Raw genomic sequence first — 18,834 nt, forward strand, 5'->3', positions numbered from 1 at the left:
TTTCGGCCACAGTCTCAGGAAAGTCGTCCGGTCGCCGCGGCAATGCCCGGATTGCTCCCATTTTCCGCCACGCACCGGTGCTTTTTGCACTGCGATATGTGAGGCCGTTCACCAGCTATTCACCCATGTTTCGATAGGGTGGAAAGGTGGAGGACGGCGAAGAGCAAGGAATTGGGGACCATGGGTTTGGTCAAGCTTATTGTGCGGTGCACCAAGGCAATGCGCGAGATCTTTCTCCCGCGCTATCATCCCGAACGCCACTATATGCGTGGACCGGGACCGGCCTGCGCACGGCGGCGGGACGGCGGCAATTCCGCCCACGCATGAGCGTTTGGCATTCAGGTTAGCGGCAGGATCTGAGCACGATAGGCTCTCCTCCTTCGGCCCCAAGCGTCCGGCATTGCTTTTCTTCGCCGGCGCACAACTCCCAACCACCGGCCGTTTTGCCCGATGACGCCAGCACCAGCTGCTTTTGCGGCGGCAGTGAAGGCTCGTAGACCCACCAGCCATCGACCAGCTCGGCGTCGGAATCCGGCTCCATGCCCGCACCCGAGCCCTTGACGCGCGCCTCGACCAGCCGCAGGCCCGACTGCTCCACGACCCAGCGTTCCTGCCATTCGACCTTTTCCACCGAGTGCGTCCAGGACAGGGTGAACATGGTGGCGGCTATGACGAAGGGGGTGCCGCTGACAACAAGGCAAAGACTCATTCGACGGCACCGTGCTTGTCTGTATTGGCAGGGATGTTGGCGTTGCCCTTGAAGAAATAAAGGCTGGCGAAGAAGGCGGCCGCAAGCCCGAAGCCGATCTCGTCCGTGACCGGCAGGGCCGCTATCAGCGTGAAGGCTGCCGCTGTGGCAAGCAGCCGTTCCCACGCCGCCAGCGGTCGCGACAGGTAGCCGATCACCGCTCCGCCCCAAAGGGCGATGGCAAGCCCGGTCTTGAATATGATGTAGGCCACGGCGGTATAATAGCCCCATGCCTCGGCCAGAGGTCCGCCGTCCTGCAGCATCAGCGCCGGCGTGTAGACCGCCATGAAGGGGATGACGAAGCCCGCGGCGGCGATCTTGATCGCCTCCATGGAGATCTTCAGCCCGCTTTCCTTGGCGATGGGCCCGGCCGCGAAGCAGGCCAGCGCCACCGGCGGCGTGAGATCGGCGAGAATGCCGAAATAAAAGACGAACATATGGCTGACGATCAGCGGCACGCCCAGCTCCAGAAGCGCCGGTCCGGCGATCGACGACGTGATGATGTAGTTGGGGATGGTGGGAATCCCCATGCCCAGGATGATGCAGGTGATCATGGTGAGCACCAGCGACAGGAACAGGCTGGTCTCGCCCACCGAGACGATGAACTGGCCGAAAGTATTGGCCGCTCCCGTCAGCGTCATGGTGCCGATGATGATGCCGACGATGGCGCAGGCGACGCCCACCGGCAGCGCCGTTTTCGCGCCCTCGGCCAGCGAGGCGCGGCAGACGTCCAGCGTCTTGCGGCCGCCCTCGACGAAGATGTTGGCGGCGATCAGCAAAAGGCCGGCTATCAGCACCACATTGATGCCGAACCGGAAGAAGCTGGCCGCCACCAGCCCGAGGCCGATCCAGAAGATCACCCGCAGCACCTGGTTGGGCAGCCCCAGCGCCACCGATCCTCCGAGGATCAGCAGCACTGTCATGGCAAGCCCGATCGTCCCGGCGAAAAGCGGCGTATAGCCGGTGAAGAGAAGATAGACGAGCACGGCCAGGGGGAGGATCAGATACCACCGCTCCCTGAGTGCCCTGACGGCCGAAGGCAGTTCCGATTTCGGCAGGCCGTGCAGACCGTGCTTGCCCGCTTCCAGATGCACCATCCAGAAGGCGGAGGCGAAATAGAGCACGGCGGGAATGATTGCCGCCTTCACCACCTCGTAATATTCGATGCCCAGCGTCTCCGCCATGATGAAGGCGACCGCGCCCATCACCGGCGGCATGATCTGCCCGCCCATGGAAGCGGTGGATTCGACGCCGCCGGCAAAGGCGGCGCGATAGCCGAAGCGCTTCATCAGCGGAATGGTGAACTGGCCCGTGGTCACCACATTGGCCACGCCCGAACCGGAGATCGTGCCCATCAGTCCGGACGAGATGACGGAGACCTTGGCCGCGCCGCCGCGCGCGTGGCCGACCAGGCCGAGCGAGACGTCGGTGAACAGCTTGATCATGCCCGCCCGCTCGAGGAACGAGCCGAACAGGATGAACAGGAAGATGTAGGTGGCGGAGACATAGACGGGGATGCCGTAAATGCCCTCCGTGCCATAGGCCATGTGGTCGATGACCTGCGAGAAGTCATAGCCGCGATGGTCGAGCGGTGCGGGCAGATACTGGCCGAGCAGGCAGTAGGCCAGGAAGGCACCGGATATGATCGGCAGCGCCGGCCCCATCAGGATATAGGCAGCGGCGAAAACCGTTGCGAGCGCGATCACGCCGAACACGATATCGCGGAAAAGGGGATCGCCGGCGCGCAGCAGCAGCGGCTCGTATTCGACGAACTGGTAGAGCGCGACCGCGACGCCGGCCAGCGCCAGCGCCCACGCCCCGGCCTTCATTCCCGGGCCGGCCCCGCGCGCCATGGCCACCAACGGAAAAACGAGCAGCATCAGGAAGCCGACATGGAAGCCGCGCATCACCTGGCTCGGCAGGCTGATAATGTGGGCGGCGGTCGCGATCTGGAAGAGCGAGAACACGACCGCGATCCACATGAGAAGCCGCCCTTCGGCGCTGTCGTGGAAATCCCCGTGGGTGGGGTCCTGCAGGTCTGCCCCCGGATGGGCGGTAGGTATCGTGTCGCTCACGGCGGTCCCCGTTATTATTGTTTCTTGGGCTTCGGCCGGCTCTCCAGTTGCGTTTGCCGCCGCGCCCCTGCGCGCACCCCTTTGCCCTGAGCCTGTCGGGCATCTCCCCCTCGAGGGAAGATCACCTCTTCATGGAAGTCTCGCTTCTTCCTCAAAGAATTGGCGAAACCGGCCATGCCAGCCAATCTCCGCCGTTGAGGGGGAGATGCCCGGCGCCCTCGGCAGGCTCAGGGCAAAGGGGCGCGCGCAGGACGCGGCGGCAAACCTGGAGAGCCAGGGTCAGCACCCAGTCGATCTTGGGAAAGGGGCCTGCCGGCCCCCTTCCTGCCTGAGCCGTCGTCCTACATCAGCCCCTTTTCCTTATAGTACCGCTCGGCGCCCGGATGCAGCGGCAGCGGCATGCCCTTGGGGGCATCTTCGAGCGAGATCGCCTTGGCGGCCGCATGGGCGGCGACCATTTCGTCCAGGTTCTCGAAAAGCTGCTTGGTCATCTGATAGGCCGTTTCCTCCGAGACATCCTCATGCGTGACGAGGATGTTGGTGATGGCAAGCGTCGGCACGTCCTCGGTCTGGCCCTCATAGGTCCCGGCGGGGATTGTCGCGGCGACGAAGGGCGCCCCCAGCGTCTCGGCCACGCTTTCCGGGACGGAGACGATGGTCACCGGCAGGGAGATCGCCAGATCCTTGATGGAGGAAACGCCGAGGCCGGCGGACTGCAGCGTCGCGTCGAGCTGGCGGTTCTTGATGAGCTCGACCGATTCGCCGAACGGCAGGTATTCGGTCTTGGAAAGGTCGTCATAGCTCATGCCCATCGCATCGAAGATGCGCCGGGCATTCAGCTCGGTTCCCGACTTCGGCGCCCCGACGGACAGGGCCTTGCCTTTCAGATCCTCGAAATTCTCTATGCCGGACTCTTCGGAAGCCACGATCTGGATATAGTTCGGATAGATGGCGGCGATGCCGCGCAGCTTGTCCAGCTTCTGGGGGAAGCCCACCTCTTCGTCGCCTTCCCATGCCGATTTTACCGAATCGCCCAGCGCGAAGGCGATCTCGCCGCGGCCCTGCTGCAGCAGGTTCAGGTTCTCCACCGAAGCCTTCGTCGACTGTACCTGTGTGCGTGCGCCCTCGATATTGTCGCCGTAGATCTTCGAAAGCGCGACGCCCAGCGGGTAGTAGACACCCGACGTGCCGCCCGTGAGCACGTTGATGAACTCCTGGGCGCTCGCGGTTGCGCCGCCAAGGCCCACGCTGAGCGCCAGCGCGCCAGCCGCTAAAAGATTCCGTTTCAACCCGAACATGAGCTCCTCCGATTTGTTTGTGCCCGCGCCAGTGGCAGCGCAAAGGAAGCAAAATCTAGGCGATCTGCTCTGCGATGCCTACAGGGATTTTGCGCCAGGCGCAGGCGGGAGGCGCACCATAGCCCGATGACGGCGATGGGGAAATGGCAATTGGCCCCGTTTCAACTTTCGGCGAACATCTTCTGTAGCCGCCCAAAGGCCATGGCGTCGCGGGCGAAGGTAAAGGTGCCGGTCTCCCGCATCTCGTTCGCCGCCCGTTCGACCGCGCCGAAAGCCAGGTTGGTGAGCTTGGAGCCGAGCGAGATGCGCTTCACCCCGGCCTCGGACAGGCTGGCGACGGAGAAGCCGTCCACCGCCAGCACATTGACCGGCTTGGAGACCGCGGCGCAGATTTCGCGCACCTGCGCGATATCGCTCAGCCCGGGTGCGTAAAGCACGTCGGCGCCAGCTTCCTCGAAGGCCTTGAGCCGGGCAATGGTGTCGTCCAGGTCCGGCCGGCCCCAGAGGAAGTTCTCCGCCCGCGCCGTGAACACGAAATCCCGCTTGAGCGCCCGCGCGGCCTCCACGGCCGCGACCACCCGTTCCACGGCGAGCGTAAGATCGTAGATGGGCTTGTCGGCGTCCCCCGTCGCATCCTCAATGGAGCAGCCGGCGAGCCCTGCCGCATCGGCCGCGAACACCGTTTCGGCGGCGCTGTCGGCGCTGTCGCCTTTGCCTTTCTCAAGGTCGGCGGAGACCGGCAGGGGCGTTGCCCCGGCGATCTCCCGGCAATGCTCGATCATCGCCTCGAAGCCTACGCCGCCATCGGGCAGGCCGCGCGAGAAGGCATAGCCGGCGCTGGTCGTAGCCAGCGCCTTGAAGCCCAGCTCGGCCAGCAGCTTGGCCGTGCCGATGTCCCATGGATTGGGAATGATGAAAGCGGTGTCGCCGTGATGCAGCGCGCGAAAATCTGGGTCAGCCATGACGGTGCCTCCCTTCTGGCAAACAGATGATGCTTAAAGGGAGACGGCGCGCACGCCTTGTCAAGAAGGTTGATTCACGCTCATGCCAATTGCACCGGCGGTTGAACCACCCCTGCACGGCAAAAGGGACAAGGCTCACCGGCTCGCCCGGCGTCAGACCGTTCCGGTGGAGCCGAAACCGCCGGCGCCGCGGGCGGTCTCGCCCGCATGGCTGCGCTCCTCGGTTCTCACCCGCGTCACCGGCGCGATGACGAGCTGGGCGATGCGCATGCCGCGCGTTATGGCAAGATCCGCGTCGCCGTGATTGATCAGCAGCACCTGCAGTTCGCCCCGGTAGTCCCAGTCGATCGTGCCCGGCGTGTTGAGGCAGGTGATTCCGTGCTTGAGCGCCAGCCCCGAACGCGGCCGCACCTGGCCTTCGAAACCTTGCGGTATTTCCGCGATGAACCCGGTCGGCACAATTGCCCGCCGCCCCGGCAGGAGGATGATCTGGCGATCCTCCGGCACGGCCGCGCGCAGATCCATGCCGGCCGCGCCCTCGCTCTCATAGGCGGGCAGGGCGATGCCCTCCGCATGCGGCAGGCGCACGAAGCCGAGGGTGGGGCCGATGACCGGCATGGAGGAAAGTGTATTGGCCATGCCCCTATCTGGCGCGAGAGGCAGCGGGCGTCAATTCCGCCGTCTTCCGCCAGGGCTCTTTTTCAACGTCTTTTAGCGGAACTTGATGAATTGAAGCCGGATCGAGTTGCGGGTGGCATCCCGCCCTCGTGGTTCGACAAGCTCACCATGAGGGCCGGCGGCTGCGCCGCCACTCCGGCGCCCCGTGCTGCACCGGCGTCACCTTGCCCTCACCCTCATCCTGAGCCTGTCGAAGGACGGGGGGGTAAGGGCACGCGCCAACTCACCTGAGTTCTGCGACCGATATGCAGCCGTCAGCCCCGGCGGGCCAGCAGGTTGGCGAAACGCTGCAGGTAGAGCGGCCACCCTCCATCCCCGGCGACACCGTCGCGCACGCCTTCCCAGCCGTCGCCGTGGCGTTCCAGCTTGCGGTGCTCGATCTCGACGCGGGTTCGGTTTTCCGCCTCGGCGGTGAACCGCACCTCCCACTCGCTCGCCTTGTCGGGGTCGGTCTCGATCTGCCACTGCGGTGAGATGTCCCAGCTCAGCAGCACTCGATGGGGTGGCTCGTAGGCCAGCACGCGCGCCCAGCGGCATTCGCTGCCGTCGGTGCCGCGGTCATAGATGTGGCCGCCGACCCGGGGCTCGAACACCGTTTCGGCGATCGGGACGGCGAGCATGTTGTGCTCGCGCGGCTTGAAGCTGCCGAACTCCTCGGTGAAGACCCTGAATGCACGCTCGACCGGCGCCTCGACCACGATGGACTGTTTCACTGACGTGTCTGCTGCATGGGTGCTCATCGCTCTTCCTCCGGTGGTTGCTCGACGGCCGCCTTGTAGGCCGCCAGAGTCTTGCTCCAGAAACGGTCGAGCTCGGCGCGAAGGCGCGCCAGCCCGTCGGGATCGACATGGTAGATGTTGCTGGCGCCTTTGGGCGTCGCGCGGACAAGCTGCACCTCTCTCAGCACCTTCAGATGCTGCGAGACCGCCGACTGGGTCACCGGCAGCGCCCGGGTGATCTCCGCCACCGAGCGCGGCCGCTCCGCAACCAGTTCGAAGACGGCCCGGCGGGTAGGGTCGGCAAGTGCCGTCAGCGGTGCAATATCATTAGCCATTGCTAATCATTAGTAGAAACTAATGAAAAGGTCAAGCCGGGCTGGAATCCGGGCTCGGCCTCCCCATATCCGAGCCGATTTCCATTCGACAGCGGCGGCCCCGGCTGGTAAGAGCCCGCCGACAAAGGGATTTCAGGACATGGCCGAGAAACTCGCCGATGCGGTGGCGCGCCGCCGCACCTTCGCGATCATTTCGCACCCCGACGCGGGCAAGACGACGCTCACCGAGAAGCTGCTTCTTTTCGGCGGTGCCATCCAGCTCGCCGGCGAGGTCAAGGCCAAGAAAAACAGGGTTCAGACGCGATCCGACTGGATGAATATCGAGCGCGAGCGCGGCATCTCCGTCGTCACCTCGGTCATGACCTTCGAATATGGCGACCACGTCTTCAATCTTCTGGATACGCCCGGCCACGAGGACTTCGCCGACGACACCTATCGCACGCTGACCGCCGTCGACAGCGCCATCATGGTCATCGACGCGGCCAAGGGCATCGAGCCGCGCACCCTGAAGCTGTTCGAGGTCTGCCGCCTGCGCGACATCCCCATCGTCACCTTCGTCAACAAGATGGACCGTGAAAGCCGCGATCCCTTCGAGATTCTCGACGAGATCGAAGAGAAGCTGGCGCTCGACACGGCCCCCGTCACCTGGCCCATCGGCCGGGCGAAGAGCTTTTCCGGCACCTACAATCTCGCCAATTCCACCATGCGCAGGTCCGACAACGATGTCGAACCCCTCGCGGTCAACGGTCCGCAATCGGACGCCGTCGCCGGTCTTTTGCCCGAGCATGAGCGCGACGTTCTGGTCGAGGAGATGATGCTGGCGCAGGAGGCTTGCCGCCCGTTCGATCTGCAGGCCTTCCGCGAAGGCCATCTGACGCCCGTTTATTTCGGTTCGGCGCTCAGGAACTACGGGGTGCGCGATCTGATCGAGGCTCTGGGCGCCTATGGCCCGCCGCCGCGCGCCCAGGAGGCCGATTCGCGCCGCGTGCAGGCGACCGAGGAGAAGATGACTTCCTTCGTGTTCAAGATCCAGGCCAATATGGACCCCAACCATCGCGACCGCATCGCCTTCGTGCGCGTCTGCTCCGGCCGGCTGGAGCGCGGCATGAAGGCCAAGCTGGTGCGCACCGGCAAGCCCATCAGCCTTTCGGCGCCGCAGTTCTTCTTCGCCAAGAGCCGCATCACCGCCGACGAGGCCTTTGCCGGCGACGTGGTGGGCATCCCCAATCACGGAACGCTGAGGATCGGCGATACGCTGACCGAGGGCGAGGAGCTCCTGTTCCGCGGCGTGCCGAACTTCGCGCCGGAAATCCTGCGCCGCGTGCGGCTCGGCGACGCCATGAAGGCCAAGAAGCTGAAGGAAGCGCTCCAGCAGATGGCGGAGGAGGGCGTCGTCCAGCTCTTTACGCCCGAAGACGGCTCTCCGGCCATCGTCGGCGTGGTCGGCGCGCTGCAGCTCGACGTGCTCAAGGAGCGCCTCAAGAACGAATACGCCCTGCCTGTCGAGTTCGAGATGGCGCGCTTTTCCGTTTGCCGCTGGATATCGTCGGATCAGAAGGGCGAGGTGGACCGCTTCATCGCCGCCCATCGCGGCGATATCGCCCGCGACCTCGACGACGATCCCGTCTTCCTCGCCCAGCACGAGTTCGGCCTGAAATATGAGGCCGACCGCTGGAAGGCCATCACCTTCACCGCCGTCAAGGACTACCAGGCCCGGGAAGCTGCCTGATGCCCGCACAGGTTGTGGAAAACGGATTTCCGCAATTGCGATCCGCTGCGTCGGCGCTACGGTGCGATCTCTGTAGGCGTCGTGTAAAGGTAGCGTAACCCCGGCGTTCAGCGCGATCCGGGGTAGGCGCGAATGGTGGCGCCATTCGCGCGGACCGTGGGTGTCATGTCCGTATTGAACGTGCGGTCCCGTGCTTGGAGCTTGTTCCTGTTGGGCTTCCGGGTAAATATTGCCGCATTTCCGCCGCATGAAGAAAATCAATTTCTTCATGCGGCTTTTTGCGCTGTCCGCCGTGCTCAATCCTGACATGCAGACCGCCTATCATTAGATAACGAGGCGAGGCGGAGCCTGGCTCGGCTTCGCCCATTTCGTCGGTGCCGTCAGCTTTCGGCGTTGAGCCGACCGGCTGTCACGGCCAAACCAGGGAGATTGGAATGGGTTTGCGCATCAACGATACCGCGCCGGATTTTACGGCCGAAACCACCCACGGGACGATCAACTTTCATGAGTGGATCGGCGACGGCTGGGCAGTGCTCTTCAGCCACCCGAAGAATTTCACGCCCGTGTGCACCACCGAGCTCGGCACGATGGCCGGCCTTGCCGACGAGTTTGCAAAGCGCGGGGTGAAGATCATCGGCATTTCCGTCGATCCCGTCGAGGATCACCAGCGCTGGAAGGACGACATCGCCAAGGCCACCGGCTATGCGGTCGACTATCCGCTGATCGGTGACAAGGACCTGAAGGTCGCAAAGCTCTACGACATGCTGCCTGCCGATGCCGGCGACTCGGCCGAAGGCCGCACGCCCGCCGACAATGCGACGGTGCGCTCCGTCTATGTCATCGGCCCCGACAAGAAGATCAAGCTGGTGCTCACCTACCCGATGACCACCGGCCGAAACTTCGACGAGATCCTGCGCGCCATCGATTCCATGCAGCTGACGGCCAAGCACCAGGTGGCGACGCCGGCCAACTGGAAGTTCGGCGAGGACGTCATCATCACCGCGGCGGTATCCAACGAGGATGCGGTCAAGCGGTTCGGTTCCTTCGACACCATCCTGCCTTACCTGCGGAAGACCAAGCAGCCTTCCGCCTGAACGGCGGTCTTCAACTCCGTTTGAAAACGGGGCGGCCCATCCGCCCCGTTTTCTTTTGCGCGCTTGCACCTGTGTGGCGCGGCTCTACATCGCAGCTTTGGCAATGGCGCGCGCCGAGCCGATCCGCTATGGTCGCGCCGATTTGGAAAAAGGCGAGCGATGTCTGACGAGCGCACAACCGCGGCGGGCGGCATGGAGAGGGCCTTTGGCTTCCGCAGCGTCGACGAAGGCGAGAAGCAGGGCCTGGTCAACGAGGTGTTCCACCGGGTGGCCGGCCGCTACGACCTGATGAACGACCTCATGTCGGGCGGCCTTCACCGGCTGTGGAAGGACGGCATGGTAAGCTGGCTCAACCCTCCCACGAAGCCCGGCTTCAAGGTCCTGGACGTTGCTGGCGGCACCGGCGACGTTGCCTTCCGTGTCGTCGATGCCTCCAAGGGCGCCGCGAATGTCACGGTGCTCGACATCAACGGCTCGATGCTGGGCGTCGGCCGCGAGCGCGCGGAGAAAAAGGGCGTTGCCGCCAAGCTGACCTTCGTCGAGGCCAATGCCGAGGAACTGCCCTTCGAGAAGAACACCTTCGACGCCTACACGATCGCCTTCGGCATCCGCAACGTGCCGCATATCGACCGGGCGCTGGCGGAGGCCTACCGCGTCCTGCGCCCGGGCGGCCGCTTCCTGTGCCTGGAATTCTCCGATGTGAACCTGCCGCTGCTCGACAAGATCTACGACCAGTGGTCGTTCCACGCCATACCGCGCATCGGCCAGGCCGTGACGGGGGACGGGGAGTCCTACCGCTATCTGGTGGAATCGATCCGAAAATTCCCCGACCAGAAGAATTTCGCCGCCATGATGGAGGCCGCCGGCTTCGGCCGCGTTTCCTGGCGGGATTATTCCGGCGGCATCGCCGCGCTGCATTCGGGCTGGAAAATCTGATTTGAGCACAGTCGGCGCATATCTCCGCCTTGCGCGCGGTGGCTGGATTCTCGTGCGTGAGGGCGTCATTGCCGCGCTGCCCGGAGACCAGCTCGAAGGCATGCCGCGTTTCGGCTGGCGCCTGGCCCGTCTCATGTCGCGCCGCCGCTCGGCCCGCCGCGACCGTCCGGAGCGGCTGGCGATCGCCGTCGACCGTCTGGGCCCGTCCTACGTGAAGCTCGGCCAGTTCCTCGCCACCCGGCCCGATGTCGTCGGTCACGACATGGCTTTCGACCTGGCAAGCCTGCAGGACCGGATGGAGACGTTTCCCGAGGCCCAGGCCCGCAGCGCCATCGAAGCCTCGCTCGGCCGGAAGGTCGAAGACCTCTACATGGATTTCGGCGCCCCGGTGGCCGCCGCGTCCATCGCCCAGGTTCACCCCGCCAGCATCATGCGCGAAGGTGAGAAGACGCCCGTCGCCGTCAAGGTGATCAGGCCCGGCGTGCGCCGCCGTTTCTACAACGACCTCGAAAGCTATTTCCTGGCCGCCCGCCTGCAGGAGCGGTACATTGCCGCCGCCCGCCGCCTGCGGCCCGTCGAGGTGACGCAGACGCTGGCGCAGACCACCAAGATTGAGATGGATCTGCGCCTTGAGGCAGCGGCCATTTCCGAACTGCACGAGAACACGAAGGACGATCCGGGCTTCCGCGTGCCCTGGGTGGACTGGCAGCGCACCGGCCGCGATGTCCTGACGCTCGAATGGATCGACGGCGTCAAGATGTCAGACGTCGACGCCCTGAAAGCGGCCGGCCACGACCTGGAAGAGCTCGCCAAGGTCCTCATCCAGTCCTTCCTGCGCCACACGCTGCGCGACGGCTTCTTTCACGCCGACATGCATCCGGGCAATCTGTTCGTCGAGGCGGACGGCACCATCGTCGCCGTCGACTTCGGCATTGTCGGCCGCATCCGAAAGAAGGAGCGCCGCTTCCTCGCCGAAATCCTCTACGGCTTCATCACGCGCGACTTCCGCCGCGTCGCCGAGGTGCATTTCGAGGCGGGCTATGTGCCCGGGCACCACGACGTCGCCGCCTTCGCGCAGGCGCTCAGGGCCATCGGCGAACCCATCCACGGCCAGTCCGCCGAGACCATCTCCATGGCGCGCCTCCTCACCCTCTTGTTCGAGGTGACCGAGCTCTTCGACATGCAGACGCGCCCGGAACTGCTGCTGCTGCAGAAGACGATGGTGGTGGTGGAAGGCGTCTCGCGCACGCTCGACCCGCATTTCAACATGTGGAAGGCGGCGGAGCCCGTGGTGTCCGATTGGATCGCCGCCAATCTCGGCCCGCGCGGCATCGTCGCCGACGCGCGCGACGGCTTCACCGCGCTCGCAGCGCTTGCGCGCCAGGCGCCCGAGCTCGCGGCGCGCACCGAGCGCCTCTCGCGGGAGATCGACGAGATGGCCGCGAAGGGCCTGCGGTTAGACCCGCGCACCGCCGAAGCCATCGGCAAGGCCGAAGCGCGCCACACGCGCACCGGCCGCATCGCCCTGTGGGTCATCGCCATAGCGCTCGCTGCCATTGCATGGCAGCTCGGCTGACGGTCATCGACTGCGGAATGCGGCCTGCCGCTTCTTTTCAAGGGCGCGGATTTCAGCCATACCGATATCGAACCCGCCCTCAAGCCAGCATGAGGCAGCCTTCGGCCATGACCGCATCTCTTTCCGGCAAGCGCATTCTCCTCATCATCGGCGGCGGCATAGCAGCTTATAAATGTCTGGACCTCATCCGCCGCCTGCGCGAGCGCGGGGCTTCGGTCCGCCCTGTGATGACGGCCGCCGCGCGGGAATTCGTGACCCCGCTTTCGGTGGGCGCCCTCGCCGCCGATCATGTCTTTACCGACCTTTTCGACAGGCAGGCAGAGCAGGATGTGGGGCATATAAGGCTTGCGCGCGAGGCGGACCTGATCGTGGTCGCTCCGGCCACCGCCGATCTCATGGCAAAGCTTGCCAACGGGTTGGCCAACGATCTGGCCTCCACCATCCTGCTGGCCGCCGGCTGCCCGGTGCTCTTCGCGCCGGCCATGAACCCGGCCATGTGGGCGCACCCGGCAACCCGGCGCAACCGCGCGGCGCTGTCGCAGGATGGCATCCGCTTCATCGGCCCGAACAATGGCGAGATGGCCGAAAGCGGAGAGGCCGGCGAAGGCCGCATGGCCGAGCCCATGGAGATCGTCGCCGCCATAGAGACCCTACTGGACAGCGCGCCGAAGCCGCTCGCCGGCAAGCGGGTCGTCGTCACCTCCGGCCCGACCCATGAGCCGATCGACCCCGTGCGCTATATCGCCAACCGCTCCTCGGGCAGGCAGGGCCATGCCATTGCCGCCGCCCTGGCGCGGCTTGGCGCCGACGTCCGGCTCGTCTCCGGCCCGGTCTCGATTCCCGACCCCGCCGGCGTGACCGTCACCCGCATCGAGAGCGCGCGCGAAATGCGTGAGGCCGTGGAAGCGCTGCTGCCCGCCGATGCCGGCATCTTCGTGGCCGCCGTCGCGGACTGGCGCCCCGCGAACGAGACGGCGGACAAGATAAAGAAGCAGAAGGGCACGGGCGCCCCCGCTCTGGCGCTGGTGGAAAATCCCGACATCCTTGCCGGCGTCGGCCATCACGAAAAGCGCCCGCGCCTCGTCGTCGGCTTTGCGGCCGAAACGCGGAACGTCATCGACAACGCCCGCAAGAAGCTCGACAAGAAGGGCGCGGACATCATCGTCGCCAACGACGTCTCCCACGACAGCGGCGTCGGCGACAGGGGCGTCATGGGCGGCGCCCGCAATCGCGTCGTCATCGTTTCCCGCGATGGCGAGGAAGCCTGGCCCGAGCTCGAAAAGGAAGAAGTCGCCGAAAGGCTGGCCAGGCTCGTTTCGGAAAAGCTGGCCCGGCAGCCGAAATGACATCGGCGCCCACGCTGGAAACCGCACGCCTCCTCCTGCGCGCGCACCGGGCGGAGGATTTCGATGTGCTCTTCGCCCTGTGGACCCATCCGGAAGTCGCCCGCTACATCAGCCCCACGCAGGATCGCGCCGAGGCCTGGCACAAGCTTCTGATGAAGCCGGGCATGTGGGCGCTGATGGGGTTCGGCTATTGGGCCGTGGAGGACAAGGCGACCGGCCGGCTGATCGGCGATGTCGGCTTCCACGACATGCGCCGCGAACTGGAACCGAGCCTCGACGGCACGATGGAGGCTGGCTGGTCCCTCGCGCCCGATGCACAGGGCAGGGGCTTTGCCCTTGAGGCCATGGAGGCCGCGATCGGCTGGCGTTCGAAGACCCACCCGCATCTGCCCGTCACCTGCATCGTGGACGAAGAGAACGGCCGGTCGCTCAAGCTCGCCGCCCGCCTCGGCTTCCGCGAGACCGCGCGCACGATCTATAAGGAAAAGCCGATCGTCGTGCTGGCGCTCCCGACCTCTGCCCCGGACGGCTGAGCGCTGATCACCACGATCCCTTCGCGCCATCGACCAGGTGGATGATCGAGGCCGGGCTGGATATCCAGAACCCGTCGAAATTCTCGCCCAGCGCCTCAATCTCGTCGCAGCGGGCGATGCCTGCCTTTTCGAGATGCTCCGCCGCCGCGGCGGTGTCGTCGGTGGTCAGTTCGAGCCACAGTTCCGCCTGGCTCATCGCCGGCGCCTTGTCGATCCAGAGCTGGTTGTGGCCGAACCGGAAGCCGACCGCCGGCAGCAGCTCCTCGATCTGCTCGAGCCCGATCACGTCGCGGTAGAAGGCGACCGTCCGGTCATACTGATGCGGCGGCACTTTCATCGCGATATTGCGTCCGCCCTTGAAGCTCGGTCTCATTTTTCCTCCTGGCTCGTCTGGAATATCTGGATCAGGTTGCCGCAGGTGTCCTCGAACACGGCCATCGGCGGCATGTTCTCTCCCATGCGGGCGGGCTCGCCGCGAAACGTCACGCCCAGCTTCCTCATGCGGTCATATTCGGCCTGCACATCGTCGCAGCCAAACGCCGTGAAGGCGATCCCGGCGTCGAACAGCGCCTTCTGGTAGTCCCTGGCGAAGGGATAGCCTGCCGGCTCCAGCAGCAGCTCGACGCCATCCGGCGCGGCGGGCGATACGACGGTCAGCCACCGCGCCCCGCCGGCGGGAAAGTCCTGCTTCTTCACGAAGCCCAGAACCTCCGTATAGAACTTTTCCGCCTTGGCCTGGTCGTCGACCATGACGCTGGTGAGGGGGATCGTCAGCATGGCTTTTGCCTGTCTCTGGAACTCGGTTGGACAAGATGGATGGCCGAGGCGTAAAGCCCGGCGTCCATCAATGGTTCAATCGGCGGCAAACCTGCCGCTATACATCTTCTCCAGTTCGGGGATCCGCGACCAGAAGCGGTTGGCGCCGCCGCCTTGCAGCGTGGTTTCCAGCACTTCCAGATGGGCGTGCCAGCCGCTCGACACATTGGCCATCTCGTCCCGCCCGGCCAGGCGCTTGTGGGTCACGATCAGCCGCACCTTGTCCCCTTCCGGAAACAGCTCGAAAACCACTTCGCTTTCCGTGCCTTCGCCCGGCCAGGTCATGGCGAGCAGTCGCGGCGGGTCTATTTCGGTGATGCGGTGTGGCGAGAGGAATCCCTGCGTGTTCATTTCCGCGTATTTTTCCGGCGCGGGTTCGTCCGTGAACTCGGAATGCTTGAACAGCAACTCCGCTTTCCCGCCGGCCTTCAGCTCCATCTCACCGCCGGCAAGCCATTGCCTGCGCTTGTCGGCCTCCGTCAGATAGGCCCAGACGCGCTCGGCGGGCCCAGGCAGGAGGCGTTCGAAACGCACCGTGTCGGGCGCGGTCATGACGCCGTAGGCGTCCGGATCGGGCAGGCTCATGAATATCCTCCAAAGGTCTTGTCTTCCTCGATGAGCAACCGCGCCTGCATGTCGAGCATCGCGCCCCAGCCCTTCTCCACCTGCTTTTCGTATTGGGCCCATTTGGGGTCCATCTCGTGGACGAGCGCGACGGTGCAGCCCGTGCCGGCGGGCTCGAAGGTCACCGTCACGGTGGAGTTGTTCTCCATCTCCTCCTCTTCGGAGGTGAACCAGGTGAACACCAGCTTCCGCGGGCGGTCGATCGCGAGATAGGTGCCCCAGTGCACGGCCTCCCCTTCCGGCCGCATGTCGGAGAAGGTGAAACGGCCGCCTATTCGGGCATCCACCTCCACGCGCCGGACATCGGCGGGCAGGCCGTTCTCGTCCAGCGCCATTTCGGACCAGGCGCGTATTCTATCGGGGTCGAGCCAGGCGTCGAAGACGCGCTCGGGGGGAAATCGAAGTAGCGAATGACTTCTACGGCGAAGGTCCTGCGCGTCACAGTTTCTTTCCTTCTCCTGCCTGTTCGTCCTCGGCCTTGAGCAGCGCTTCCAGCGTGTCGAGCCGGCGGGTCCAGAAGCGCTCGTAATAGCGCAGCCAGGCCTCTGCCTCGGCCATCCGCGCAGCCTCCAAACGGCAATAGTGAATGCGGCCTTCCACGCGCCTGCGCACCAGCCCCGCCGCCTCCAGAACCTTCACATGCTTGGAGGCGCCCGCCAGCGTCATGGAATAGGGGGAGGCAAGGGCGCTGACGCTCTTTTCCCCGCCCTCGGCCAATGTCCTCAGCATCGCCCGCCGCGTGCTGTCGGCGAGCGCATGAAAGACGGTGTCGAGCGTTGCTTCCTGATGGTCAACCATATGGTTTATAATATCGGCCCATCCTTGAAAGTCAACCACATGGTATAATGACTGCGAAAAGAAAAAGGCGCCGCATCGGGCGCCTTTTCAAGAATGCAGGGGAGCCTACTCGCTCTCGTCGGCCGATCCGGCGTTGAGCTGGCCGTATTTCTCCAGGCCGATCGTGTCCAGCAGCTCGAGCTGGGTTTCCAGGAAGTCGATATGGCCTTCCTCGTCTGCGAGAAGTTCCTCGAAGAGCTTCATCGAAACATAGTCGCCAGCCTGATTGCAGATGTCGCGCGAATCCTTGTAGGAGGTGCGTGCGTCATATTCGCCGGCAAGATCGGCTTCCAGCACCTCTTTCACGTCCTGGCCGATGCGCAAGGCGCCGACATTCTGCAGGTTAGGATGACCTTCCAGGAAGATGATGCGCTGCACCAGCTTGTCCGCGTGATGCATTTCCTCGATGGATTCGGCCCGCTCCTTGGCGGCGAGCTTGGTGTATCCCCAGTCCTCCAGCAGGCGATAGTGAAGCCAATACTGGTTGACGGCGCCGAGCTCCAGAAAAAGAGCCTCGTTAAGCCGCTCGATGACCTTTGGGTCGCCTTTCATTGAATTTGCTCCCGAACTTTTCGCGCAACGCACGAACGCGGTCGAGATGCGTCACCACACTGGCTTCGCCCTCTTGCGCGTGGCTGTGGTAATCTTCGGTTACCCGAATGATTGTTTCCACCACATTTGGGAAGCAACCGCAACACCGGCCGCGCTGGGCCATCGCGTGATACACCTTGGCGGGAACGATAAGCTGCCAGGGATCCTCGTCGAGCATGGCGCGAATCTGCGCCTCGAGTTCCTTCTGCGTGATGAGATTACACTGACAGACAAGCATTCCTTCGCCCTTGGGTTTCAAAGCCTGGGAGCCTGCGCTTGCAGGGCTGGACGAACGATTTTCCGGGAAGAGACCAGCCCAGGGCAGCGCCGCACCGGCGGCTTCATTCCTATTTGGGCATGGCGTTCTTCAATGGAAAGGGTTCAAGGCCCAGACATCTGCGAACGCGTCCTTTCGGACAGGCCCATAACAACCCTTCTTGAGATTGCCTGTCAAGATAAGTCATCCGCTGGGGCAAAAAGACGCGGAGGCCTTGCGGCCTATCCCCCGTGTTTCTCCAGAAAGGCTTCCGCCGAAAGCATCCGGAAGTCGTCGAGCGCGCTCCGCAATCTCTCATGATCCCAGTCCCACCACGCAAGCTCCAGAAACCGGTCGGCAACCCTTCCGTCGAAACGCGGACGGATGACGCGCGCCGGCACGCCGCCGACGATGGTGTAGGGCGCCACATCCTTGCTGACCACCGCGCCGGCCCCGACCACCGCGCCATGGCCCACCGTCACCCCCGGCAGCACCGTGGAGCCGTGGCCGAACCACGTATCGTGCCCGATCGTCACCACGTTGCTCCGCCGCCAGTCGAAGAATTCCGCCTCGTCGGTCGCATCGTCCCAATAGTCGCCGGCGCGATAGGTGAAATGGTGCAGCGTGGCGCGCCACGTGGGGTGGTTGGTCGCGTTGAAGCGCACGGCCGCGGCGATATTGGCGAATTTGCCTATCGTGGCGCACCAGGCGCTGCAGTCCTGCATCATGTAGGAATAGTCCCCGAGCTGGGTCTCGTGCACCCGGCATCGCTCCGCGATCTCGGTGAAGCGGCCGAGCGTCGAGCCGGTCACCTCCGCCGTCTCGTGCACCAGCGGCTTTTCGGAGAGCCGCGTCATGCCGCCCTCGCCGGCGCGAATTGGGTGACGTCGATGATGCTGTCGGCCACCTGCTCGCGCACATCCTGGTCGTGGAAGATGCCCAGCAGCGCCGTTCCCGCCGCCTTCTTCTCCGCGATCATCTCCACCACCACCTGCCGGTTGGCCCGGTCGAGCGAGGCCGTCGGCTCGTCGAGCAGCAGGATGGGATGCGCGGTGATGAAGCCGCGCGCGATGTTGACCCGCTGCTGCTCGCCGCCGGAAAAGGTCGCCGGCGGCAGCCGCCATAGCCGCTCCGGCAGGTTGAGCCGCGCCAGCATCGCCGCCGCCTTCGCCCGCGCGCTTTCCGGCTCCGTGCCTTCGGCAATCGCCGGCTCGGCGACGATGTCGAGCGCCGAAACGCGCGGCACCACGCGCAGGAACTGGCTGACATAGCCGACCGTGCGCCGCCGCACATCGATGACCGTGCGCGGATCGGCGGTCGCCAAATCCACCAGCGCGCCGTCATGGGTGACGATGATCTGGCCGGCGTCGGCCGCGTAATTGCCGTAGACCATCTTCAGGATCGAACTCTTGCCCGTGCCCGACGGGCCGCCCAGCACCGCGCACTCGCCCGCCCTGACGGCGAAGGAGACGTTTTCGACCACCGGCAGGCGCACGCCGCCCTGCAGATGCATGGTGAAGGTCTTGGAAAGCTCGGAAACGACAAGCGGAGTGGTCATGGGCCTGTTGATACTCATGGTTGCGGTGCTGGTTTGGTCAGATCGACCCAAGGTCGTAGCCTGAGGAGGAAGGACATGCAGCGCATATTCGACGACGAAGGCTGCGGCCATGGGTCGATCTGG

Annotated in this window: 22 protein-coding genes; 6 read left to right on the forward strand and 16 right to left on the reverse strand. The window is 64.7% G+C overall.

Annotated elements, in window-relative coordinates; translation table 11 throughout:
* Positions 1-343: 343 nt before the first annotated feature.
* The 7 genes from NTH_RS12060 to NTH_RS12090 all read right to left on the reverse strand — a co-directional run bounded on the left by NTH_RS12060 (position 344) and on the right by NTH_RS12090 (position 6,815).
* Positions 344-709, reverse strand: a complete 366-nt coding sequence (locus tag NTH_RS12060) for a DUF1850 domain-containing protein (RefSeq protein WP_338530240.1) — start codon at positions 707-709, stop codon at positions 344-346.
* On the reverse strand, positions 706-2,730 hold the full coding sequence (locus NTH_RS12065) for a TRAP transporter permease (RefSeq protein WP_338531891.1): 2,025 nt from the start codon (positions 2,728-2,730) through the stop codon (positions 706-708). Before NTH_RS12065 ends, NTH_RS12060 begins: the two co-directional genes overlap by 4 nt.
* A gap of 434 nt (positions 2,731-3,164) precedes the next feature.
* Positions 3,165-4,121, reverse strand: coding sequence for a TAXI family TRAP transporter solute-binding subunit (locus NTH_RS12070; RefSeq protein WP_338530241.1), 957 nt, complete (start codon positions 4,119-4,121; stop codon positions 3,165-3,167).
* A gap of 161 nt (positions 4,122-4,282) precedes the next feature.
* Positions 4,283-5,083: an isocitrate lyase/PEP mutase family protein gene (locus tag NTH_RS12075; protein WP_338530242.1), complete on the reverse strand. Its 801-nt coding sequence runs from the start codon at positions 5,081-5,083 to the stop codon at positions 4,283-4,285.
* Positions 5,084-5,236: 153 nt separating this feature from the next.
* On the reverse strand, positions 5,237-5,722 hold the full coding sequence (gene dut, locus NTH_RS12080; protein ID WP_338530243.1) for a dUTP diphosphatase: 486 nt from the start codon (positions 5,720-5,722) through the stop codon (positions 5,237-5,239).
* A gap of 293 nt (positions 5,723-6,015) precedes the next feature.
* A complete protein-coding gene (locus NTH_RS12085) occupies positions 6,016-6,501 on the reverse strand; it encodes an SRPBCC family protein (protein ID WP_338530244.1) in 486 nt (161 codons plus the stop codon).
* Complete coding sequence (locus NTH_RS12090; protein WP_265515925.1) at positions 6,498-6,815, reverse strand: ArsR/SmtB family transcription factor; 318 nt, start codon at positions 6,813-6,815, stop codon at positions 6,498-6,500. The genes NTH_RS12085 and NTH_RS12090 overlap by 4 nt, the downstream gene beginning before the upstream one ends.
* A 139-nt stretch (positions 6,816-6,954) precedes the next feature.
* On the opposite strand from NTH_RS12090, the gene NTH_RS12095 reads away from it, so the two are divergent.
* The 6 genes from NTH_RS12095 to NTH_RS12120 all read left to right on the forward strand — a co-directional run bounded on the left by NTH_RS12095 (position 6,955) and on the right by NTH_RS12120 (position 14,029).
* Positions 6,955-8,544 carry a peptide chain release factor 3 gene (locus tag NTH_RS12095; RefSeq protein ID WP_338530245.1) on the forward strand — a complete coding sequence of 530 codons (1,590 nt, stop codon included), beginning with the start codon at positions 6,955-6,957 and terminating at the stop codon, positions 8,542-8,544.
* Between the two features lie 434 nt (positions 8,545-8,978).
* Positions 8,979-9,638: a peroxiredoxin gene (locus NTH_RS12100; RefSeq protein WP_338530246.1), complete on the forward strand. Its 660-nt coding sequence runs from the start codon at positions 8,979-8,981 to the stop codon at positions 9,636-9,638.
* Between the two features lie 159 nt (positions 9,639-9,797).
* Positions 9,798-10,574: a bifunctional demethylmenaquinone methyltransferase/2-methoxy-6-polyprenyl-1,4-benzoquinol methylase UbiE gene (ubiE, locus tag NTH_RS12105; protein WP_338530247.1), complete on the forward strand. Its 777-nt coding sequence runs from the start codon at positions 9,798-9,800 to the stop codon at positions 10,572-10,574.
* A 1-nt stretch (position 10,575) separates the two neighbouring features.
* Positions 10,576-12,150, forward strand: a complete 1,575-nt coding sequence (ubiB, locus tag NTH_RS12110) for a 2-polyprenylphenol 6-hydroxylase (RefSeq protein ID WP_338530248.1) — start codon at positions 10,576-10,578, stop codon at positions 12,148-12,150.
* Positions 12,151-12,257: 107 nt separating this feature from the next.
* Positions 12,258-13,496, forward strand: a complete 1,239-nt coding sequence (gene coaBC, locus NTH_RS12115) for a bifunctional phosphopantothenoylcysteine decarboxylase/phosphopantothenate--cysteine ligase CoaBC (protein WP_338530249.1) — start codon at positions 12,258-12,260, stop codon at positions 13,494-13,496.
* Positions 13,493-14,029: a GNAT family N-acetyltransferase gene (locus NTH_RS12120; RefSeq protein WP_338530250.1), complete on the forward strand. Its 537-nt coding sequence runs from the start codon at positions 13,493-13,495 to the stop codon at positions 14,027-14,029. The genes coaBC and NTH_RS12120 overlap by 4 nt, the downstream gene beginning before the upstream one ends.
* A 7-nt stretch (positions 14,030-14,036) precedes the next feature.
* On the opposite strand, the gene NTH_RS12125 is transcribed toward NTH_RS12120, so the two are convergent.
* The 9 genes from NTH_RS12125 to phnL form a co-directional block, all read right to left on the reverse strand.
* Positions 14,037-14,402: a VOC family protein gene (locus NTH_RS12125; protein ID WP_265519928.1), complete on the reverse strand. Its 366-nt coding sequence runs from the start codon at positions 14,400-14,402 to the stop codon at positions 14,037-14,039.
* A complete protein-coding gene (locus NTH_RS12130) occupies positions 14,399-14,806 on the reverse strand; it encodes a VOC family protein (protein ID WP_338530251.1) in 408 nt (135 codons plus the stop codon). The genes NTH_RS12125 and NTH_RS12130 overlap by 4 nt, the downstream gene beginning before the upstream one ends.
* 75 nt (positions 14,807-14,881) lie before the next feature.
* Positions 14,882-15,430, reverse strand: a complete 549-nt coding sequence (locus tag NTH_RS12135) for an SRPBCC family protein (protein ID WP_338530252.1) — start codon at positions 15,428-15,430, stop codon at positions 14,882-14,884.
* Complete coding sequence (locus NTH_RS12140; protein WP_338531892.1) at positions 15,427-15,999, reverse strand: SRPBCC family protein; 573 nt, start codon at positions 15,997-15,999, stop codon at positions 15,427-15,429. The genes NTH_RS12135 and NTH_RS12140 overlap by 4 nt, the downstream gene beginning before the upstream one ends.
* Positions 15,908-16,267, reverse strand: coding sequence for an ArsR/SmtB family transcription factor (locus NTH_RS12145; RefSeq protein WP_338530253.1), 360 nt, complete (start codon positions 16,265-16,267; stop codon positions 15,908-15,910). Before NTH_RS12145 ends, NTH_RS12140 begins: the two co-directional genes overlap by 92 nt.
* Positions 16,268-16,372: 105 nt before the next feature.
* Positions 16,373-16,858 carry a bacterioferritin gene (gene bfr, locus NTH_RS12150; RefSeq protein ID WP_338530254.1) on the reverse strand — a complete coding sequence of 162 codons (486 nt, stop codon included), beginning with the start codon at positions 16,856-16,858 and terminating at the stop codon, positions 16,373-16,375.
* Positions 16,824-17,135 (reverse strand): (2Fe-2S)-binding protein, encoded by a 312-nt coding sequence (locus NTH_RS12155; RefSeq protein ID WP_338531893.1) that lies wholly within the window; start codon positions 17,133-17,135, stop codon positions 16,824-16,826. The genes bfr and NTH_RS12155 overlap by 35 nt, the downstream gene beginning before the upstream one ends.
* Positions 17,136-17,395: 260 nt before the next feature.
* Positions 17,396-18,010: a DapH/DapD/GlmU-related protein gene (locus NTH_RS12160; protein WP_338530255.1), complete on the reverse strand. Its 615-nt coding sequence runs from the start codon at positions 18,008-18,010 to the stop codon at positions 17,396-17,398.
* Positions 18,007-18,711: a phosphonate C-P lyase system protein PhnL gene (gene phnL, locus NTH_RS12165; RefSeq protein WP_338530256.1), complete on the reverse strand. Its 705-nt coding sequence runs from the start codon at positions 18,709-18,711 to the stop codon at positions 18,007-18,009. Before phnL ends, NTH_RS12160 begins: the two co-directional genes overlap by 4 nt.
* Positions 18,712-18,834 lie beyond the last annotated feature (123 nt).

The organism is Nitratireductor thuwali (assembly GCF_036621415.1).
GTDB classification, from domain to species: Bacteria; Pseudomonadota; Alphaproteobacteria; order Rhizobiales; family Rhizobiaceae; genus Chelativorans; species Chelativorans thuwali.